Consider the following 6,961-nt stretch of genomic DNA (forward strand, 5'->3'; position numbering starts at 1 on the left):
TCCTTCTCCCCGCCTGCGGGGAGAAGGAGCCGGCAGGCGGATGAGGGGCAGCACCGGCGGTTGATCCATACGACCCGGCTGTCCATCATCGCATCAGCCTTCCCTTACGCACCCAGACCACGGAGCCTTCCATGCTTTCACGACGCGAATTCCTGATGGCGGGCGCCGCTCTTTCGGCAGTGGCCGGGCCCGGACTGATCGGCGGCTGGTCGCGCGCGGCCGCGCAGCAGAGGCTGAGCGAGAACGACCTGCTCGACTTCGATGCGTTCGGCAACGTCACGCTGGTCCACGTGACCGATATCCACGCCCAGCTGATGCCGGTCTATTTCCGCGAGCCGTCGGTCAATCTCGGCGTCGGCGCGGCGGCCGGCCTGCCGCCGCATGTGACGGGAGAGGACTTCCTGAAGCTCTACGGCATCGAGCCGATGAGCCCGCACGCCTATGCGCTGACACCTCAGGATTTCGCAGCCCTTGCCCAGGCCTATGGCAAGATGGGCGGCCTTGACCGGATCGCCACCATCGTCAAGCGCATCCGCGCCGAACGCGGCGACAACACGCTGCTGCTCGATGGCGGCGACACCTGGCAGGGCAGCTACACCTCGCTCAAAACCAAGGGCCAGGACATGGTCACGGCGATGAACTCCCTGCAGCCCGATGCGATGACGGGCCATTGGGAATTCACCTACGGCACCGACCGGGTGACCGAGATCATCGACAGCCTGCCGTTCCCTTTTCTCGGCGGCAACATCTACGACGCCGAATGGAACGAGCCGGCCTTCGAGGCCTACACCATGTTCGAGCGCGGCGGCGTGAACATCGCCGTCATCGGCCAGGCCTTTCCCTACACGCCGATCGCCAACCCGCGCTGGATGTTCCCCAACTGGTCGTTCGGCATCCGCGAAGACGACGTCGCGGCCAACGTGGCGGCCGCCCGTGAGGAGGGTGCCGATCTGGTCGTGCTGTTGTCGCACAACGGTTTCGACGTCGACCGGGCCATGGCCGGGCGCGTCGAGGGCATCGACATCATCCTCACCGGCCACACGCACGACGCCCTGCCCGAGCCCGTTCTGGTCGGCAAGACGCTGCTGATCGCCAGCGGGTCGCACGGCAAATTCGTCACCCGGCTCGATGTCGACGTGCAGGGCGGCGCGATGAAGGGCTTCCGGCATCGCCTGATCCCCGTCTTCTCCGATGTCATCACACCCGATGCGGACATGGCCAAGCTCGTCGAGGAACTGCGCGCGCCCTATGCGAAAGAGTTGAAGCGGGAGCTCGGCCGCACCGACACGCTGCTCTACCGGCGCGGCAATTTCAACGGCACGTTCGACGACCTGATCTGCCAGGCCCTGCTCGACGTGCGGGAGGCCGACATCGCCCTGTCGCCGGGGTTCCGCTGGGGCACGTCGGTGCTGCCCGGCCAGGCGATCACGGTCGAGGATCTGCACAATGCCTGCGCCATGACCTACCCGGCAGCCTATCGCTCGACCATGAATGGCGAGACGATCAAGAACATCCTGGAAGATGTCGCCGACAATCTGTTCAACGAGGATCCCTATTACCAGCAAGGCGGCGACATGGTGCGCGTCGGCGGCATGGGGTACAAGATCGATCCCGGCGAGACGATCGGCAACCGCATCTCGGGCATGACGCTGCTGAAGACCGGCGAAGCCGTCGAGCCCTTGCACGACTACACGGTGGCCGGCTGGGCCTCCGTCAGCGAGACGACGGAAGGGCCGCCGATCTGGGATGTGGTCGAGGAGTACCTCACCCGCAATCCGCTGGTCCAGATCGAGGAAAACCGCTCCGTCAAGGTTGCCGGTTAAGCGACAAGCCTGCCGGCGCGGGGTGCCGGCATCTTCTCTCAACGCAGGATCTTTTCAGGCAATGATCGCGGACGATGCGCAGCGGCGTTGGACAGGCTGAGTCCATCCTGATATATAGAAAAATTCATATGTTTATTTGTATGCTCATTCGGTAGAGGAGCCGGATCGCACTCATGACGAACACACCGACAAGACGCAGCTTCATGAAGGGCGGGCTGGGGGCAGGCGCGGCGCTTGCCGCCGCCGGTCTTGCCGCGCCGGCACGCGCCGAAGGCGATCCGGCCATCACCGAGATCCAGGACTGGAACCGCTATTCCGGCCCCGGGGTCGACGCCAGCCCTTACGGCAAGCCCTCGAAATTCGAAGCCGGCGTGGTGCGCCGCAATGTGGCTTGGCTGACGGCGGATCCGGTCTCCTCGGTCAATTTCACGCCGTTGCACGAGCTTGACGGCATCATCACCCCCAACGGCCTGTGCTTCGAACGGCATCATGCCGGTGTCGCCGAGATCGATCCGCACAAGCACAGGCTGATGATCAACGGCCTCGTCGAGACGCCGCTGGTCTTCACCATGGCGGACCTGATGCGCTTTCCGCGCGAGAACCACGTCTATTTCCTCGAATGCGCGGCGAATTCCGGCATGGAATGGCGCGGCGCCCAGCTGAACGGCTGCCAGTACACGCACGGCATGATCCATTGCGTGATGTATACGGGCGTGAAGCTGAAGCACCTGCTCGATGAAGCTGGCGTGAAGACGAACGGCAAATGGGTCATGCCGGAAGGCGCCGACGCCTCCGCCATGACACGCTCGATTCCCATGGAGAAGGCGATGGAGGACTGCCTCGTCGCCTTCAGGATGAACGGCGAGGCGCTGCGGCCCGAACAGGGCTATCCGCTGCGGCTGGTGGTTCCCGGCTGGGAGGGCAATATGTGGGTGAAGTGGCTGCGTCGCCTGGAAGTGGGCGACGAGCCGTGGCAGGCCCGCGAGGAGACCTCGAAATACACCGACCTGCTGGCCAACGGAAAGGCGCGGCGCTTCACCTTCCTGATGGACGTCAAATCCGTCATCACCAGCCCCAGCCCCCAGGCACCCATCACTCATGGCAGGGGACGCACCGTCGTCACCGGTCTTGCCTGGTCGGGCACCGGCAGAATCAAGCGGGTCGACGTCTCGCTCGACGGCGGGCGCAACTGGGTGACGGCGCGGCTCGACGGCCCGAGCTTACCCAAGGCGCTGCACCGCTTCTATCACGAGTTCGACTGGGACGGTTCGGAGCTTTTCCTGCAATCGCGCGCTATGGACGAAGCCGGTTTCGTCCAGCCGACGAAGCAGGAATTGCGCGCCGCGCGCGGCCCGAATTCGATCTACCACAACAATGGCATCCAGACCTGGCATGTCGCGACGGACGGAGCAGTCGAGAATGTCGAAATTTCTTAAGACCCTTGCAGTGCTCGCCCCGCTGTCCCTCCTCTGCAACAATGTGGCGTGGGCCGATCCCGATGCCGAGGACGGCGCCAAGGTGTTCAACAAGTGCAAGGCCTGCCATGCCGTCGGCGAGGGTGCCAAGCACAAGGTGGGACCCGAGCTGAACGACCTGTTCGGCAGAACGGCCGGCACGGCCGAGGGATACAAATACTCGCCGGCGATGACGAAAGCCGGCGAGGAGGGGCTCGTCTGGAACGACGAGACTCTGCACGCCTATCTTGCCGCCCCGCGCGGTTATGTGAAGGGCACGAAGATGGCCTTTGCGGGCCTGAAGAAGAAGGAGGAGATCGACGATCTCCTCGCCTATCTCAAGACCCATACGAGCGGTGCGGCAGCTCCTGAGGAAAAAGAAGCCGAGCCGGAAAGGAAGAGCGAGGCTCCGGCCCCGACGGAGGAAAGGAAGGCCGAGGCGGCGCCCGCCCCGGACGCTGCCCCGAAGACGCATGGCGTCTTCCATCTGGGCCGCCCGGCGACCGCCGACGAGATCGCCGCATGGGACATCGACGTGCGCCCGGACGGCCATGGCCTGCCCGAGGGGCGTGGCACCGTCGCCGAGGGCGAAGCTCTGTTCACCGATCAGTGCGCTGCCTGTCATGGCGATTTCGGGGAAGCGATCGGCCGCTGGCCAGTGCTGGCCGGCGGCCAGGACACGCTGACCAACGACCGCCCGGTCAAGACCATCGGCTCCTATTGGCCGTACCTGTCCACCGTCTACGACTATATCCGGCGCGCCATGCCCTTCGGCAATGCGCGCTCCTTGTCCGATGACGACGTCTATGCGCTGACCGCCTACGTGCTCTATCTCAACGACATCGTCACGGACGAGGATTTCGAGCTCAGCCGCGACAATTTCACGTCGGTCGAGATGCCGAACAAGGATGGCTTCATCGACGACGACCGCCTGTCAGAACCGCACTACGCCGGCAAAGCCGAGCCGTGCATGAACGACTGCCGGCCGGGCAAGGCCGAGATCACCATGCACGCCGCGGTTCTCGACGTCACACCCGACGCCGAGGATGGAGAGGGCTCCCCCTCCATCGAATAGTCATTCGGCGGGAGCGGGGCTCGCTCGATGCTCCCGCGTTCCAGCACGCACCGGACGATCGACGAAACGGTCGGCGACCGCGGCGCCGGCGATCATCGCCGCGAGGCCTGCCACGGAGGACAGAGCCAGCACCGAGCCGCCGGTGAAGCCGGCGCCGATGGTGCAGCCGACGGCGAGAATCCCGCCGAAGCCCATCAGCACGGCCCCCAGCGTATAGCGCAGGATCGACGGCGTGCCGGGCTCGGCGAATGTGGCGATGCGGAAATCGCGGAATGCCACGGCCGCCACCAGAGCCCCGAGCAGCGTGCCGATCAGGACGCCCTGGTCGAGACCTGCCGTACCGCCACCCGCCGCGAATGCGCCGGTGGTCGCCAGCGGGCGGATGTAGGAAAGGCTTTCGGCCTGGATCGGCTCGAAGAGCTGCAGCGAGATGGCGTAGGTGAACCACCAGCCGGCCACGACGGCCAGGCCGACGCCGACACCGCCCAGAAGGCGCCACAGCGACGGCCGCGCCTTGATGGCAAGGCCGAGCGCCGCGAGAACAAGGAGCGCACCGAGGCCGACGCCGGCCCAGCGGGCGAGACCGGCATGGGCGAGGATGTCGTTGCCGCCGACATCGGCGGAACTCCACAGGGCCGAGACCGCGTCGCGCGCCGGCACCAGGAAACCGCTGTAGGTGGCGAGCCCCACAAGGGCGACGACGAGCGACGAATAGAGCGCCCGCAGATTGCCCGAAGCGGTCAGCACCAGGAGGCGCGACGCGCATCCGCGCGCCAGCACCATGCCGACCCCGAACAGGCCGCCGCCGATCAGGGCGCCGGAGAGGCTCTGGGCAGTGGAGAAGAAGCGCGTCTCGGCGACATTGAGCTGCCCCTGCGCCAGAAGCAATTGCACGCCCAGCACCGCAACCGCGAAACCCGCGGCCCACACGGCAAGCGCCTGCAGGTCGCGGCCGCGCGTCAGGTCGAGCACGGCGGAACGGGTGCAAAAGCGGCTGCGCTGGGCAAAAATGCCGAAGGCGGCGCCGACCACCGCCCCGCCCACGAGCAGCGCGCCGTTCTCGCCGAAGCGGTCAATCAGAGGCACAAAATCCATGGTTCTCCGTCTCCGGTAGACTGATTTTTCAAGATACGGCAAGACAGTGCCGATTAGAGGGTATGGATTTGCGCCGATGGTGCATCCGATGGAATGCCTTTGCGCAAAATCCCGGCGCAACAGGCCTTCGCGTTCAGCGCCCATCTGCTATCGTGATAGCGCCGCTGTTGCAAGGTTTCACCGGATTCAGGCAAGACCCAGCAAACCTTGCGAGCGGTGCCTGCGGCCACATTGAGCGGCGCACCATAAATGCCTATTGAAATCGATTTCATTTTCAATACAATCGATTTCATTGGCATGACGCATCGGTTCCGCTGCGTGGAGGCATGCCAAGGGAACAATCGGCTTGTGACGCCGGCGAAGAACGTTTTCGGGCCGGCAACACACCTTACCAGGGAGGAGTTTCATGAAACGATTGGCAACGATCGCCGTCGCCGCCGCTCTCGCCGGCACGGTGCTTCCGGCATTTGCGGAAGATTTCAAGATCGGCCTGTCCAATGGCTGGGTCGGCAGCGAATGGCGCACGCAGATGATCGAGGAGGCTGAGGAAGCAGCCGCCAAGTGGAAGGAGCGCGGCGTCAATGTCGAGGTCGTGGCACAGAGCGCCAATGTCGACGTGCCCGGCCAGATCGCCCATGTGCGCAACTTCATCAGCCAGGGCGTCGATGCGATCATCATCAACCCGAACAGCCCGACGGCCTTCGATCCGGTCTTCGCGCAGGCCAAGGAAGCCGGCATCCTGGTGATCGCGACCGATGCGGAAGTCTCCTCGCCCGACGCGATCTATGTAGGCATCGACCAGAAGGGCTGGGCGATGGAAAGCGCCAAATGGCTGGCCGGGACCCTGGACGGCAAGGGCAAGATCGTCGCCATCAACGGCGTCGCCGGACATCCGGCAAACGAGATGCGCGTTGCCGGCTATCGCGAGGTCTTCGGCGAGCATGACGGCATCGAGATCGTCAACGAGGTCAACGCCAATTGGGACCAGGCCCAGGGTCAGCAGGCCATGCAGAACCTCATCGCCACCTATCCCGACATCGACGGCGTATGGGTGCAGGACGGCATGGCCGCCGGCGCCTGGCGCTCGATCATGGACGCCGGCAAAGCCGGCGACATCGCCGCGACCGGCGAAATCCGCAAGGACTTCATCGACATCTGGACCGAGAACAAGCTGAACTCCGGCGCCTCGGTGAACCCGCCCGGCGTCATGGCGAGCGCCTTGAACGTCGCCGTTCTCATGCTTCAAGGGCGCGAGCTGAAGGAACCCGCCACGGCCGGACAATATGGCAACGCCATGTATCTGCCGATTCCCTTCATCAGTTCCGACAACCTTGCCGAAGCCGCCGCATCCATGGAGGGCAAGCCCGGCTATTACTCCTACACCAGCGCGCTCTCCATCGAGGAAGCCGAAGCGCTGTTCAAGTAGGGTTTGCGTTGCGCAGCGCACAGTGACGAAAGCGTTGCGCCGGCCCCTATCCGCCTGCCGGCTCCTTCTCCCCGCCCCGCGCCAAGCT

The 6,961-nt window shown here is 64.8% G+C and carries 6 protein-coding genes; 4 read left to right on the plus strand and 2 right to left on the minus strand.

From position 1 onward, the window contains the following. Window positions 1-131 precede the first annotated feature (131 nt). From soxB to NUU27_RS24340, 3 genes are all read left to right on the plus strand, one after another. Window positions 132-1,823, plus strand: a complete 1,692-nt coding sequence (soxB, locus tag NUU27_RS24330) for a thiosulfohydrolase SoxB (RefSeq protein WP_257764885.1) — start codon at window positions 132-134, stop codon at window positions 1,821-1,823. A gap of 173 nt (window positions 1,824-1,996) precedes the next feature. Beyond that, window positions 1,997-3,259, plus strand: a complete 1,263-nt coding sequence (gene soxC / locus NUU27_RS24335; protein WP_257764886.1) for a sulfite dehydrogenase — start codon at window positions 1,997-1,999, stop codon at window positions 3,257-3,259. Continuing rightward, entirely contained in the window at window positions 3,243-4,352 is a 1,110-nt protein-coding gene (locus NUU27_RS24340; protein ID WP_257764887.1) for a c-type cytochrome, read from the plus strand. The genes soxC and NUU27_RS24340 overlap by 17 nt, the downstream gene beginning before the upstream one ends. Here the strand turns inward: NUU27_RS24340 and NUU27_RS24345 are convergent, their stop codons facing one another. Further along, window positions 4,353-5,447, minus strand: coding sequence for a YeeE/YedE family protein (locus tag NUU27_RS24345; RefSeq protein WP_257764888.1), 1,095 nt, complete (start codon window positions 5,445-5,447; stop codon window positions 4,353-4,355). Between the two features lie 53 nt (window positions 5,448-5,500). Beyond that, on the minus strand, window positions 5,501-5,740 hold the full coding sequence (locus NUU27_RS24350; RefSeq protein WP_257764889.1) for a hypothetical protein: 240 nt from the start codon (window positions 5,738-5,740) through the stop codon (window positions 5,501-5,503). Between the two features lie 113 nt (window positions 5,741-5,853). On the opposite strand from NUU27_RS24350, the gene NUU27_RS24355 reads away from it, so the two are divergent. After that, window positions 5,854-6,873, plus strand: a complete 1,020-nt coding sequence (locus tag NUU27_RS24355; protein WP_257764890.1) for an ABC transporter substrate-binding protein — start codon at window positions 5,854-5,856, stop codon at window positions 6,871-6,873. Window positions 6,874-6,961: the final 88 nt, after the last annotated feature.

The organism is Nitratireductor sp. ZSWI3 (assembly GCF_024655565.1).
Lineage (GTDB): Bacteria > Pseudomonadota > Alphaproteobacteria > Rhizobiales > Rhizobiaceae > Nitratireductor.

Excerpts from the sequence above, each read along its gene's own strand:
- NUU27_RS24355 (WP_257764890.1), top strand. The coding sequence starts at position 5,854 with ATGAAACGATTGGCAACGATCGCCGTCGCCGCCGCTCTCGCCGGCACG.
- NUU27_RS24340 (WP_257764887.1), top strand. The coding sequence starts at position 3,243 with ATGTCGAAATTTCTTAAGACCCTTGCAGTGCTCGCCCCGCTGTCCCTC.
- soxB (WP_257764885.1), top strand. The coding sequence starts at position 132 with ATGCTTTCACGACGCGAATTCCTGATGGCGGGCGCCGCTCTTTCGGCA.
- NUU27_RS24345 (WP_257764888.1), bottom strand. The coding sequence starts at position 5,447 with ATGGATTTTGTGCCTCTGATTGACCGCTTCGGCGAGAACGGCGCGCTG.
- soxC (WP_257764886.1), top strand. The coding sequence starts at position 1,997 with ATGACGAACACACCGACAAGACGCAGCTTCATGAAGGGCGGGCTGGGG.
- NUU27_RS24350 (WP_257764889.1), bottom strand. The coding sequence starts at position 5,740 with ATGAAATCGATTGTATTGAAAATGAAATCGATTTCAATAGGCATTTAT.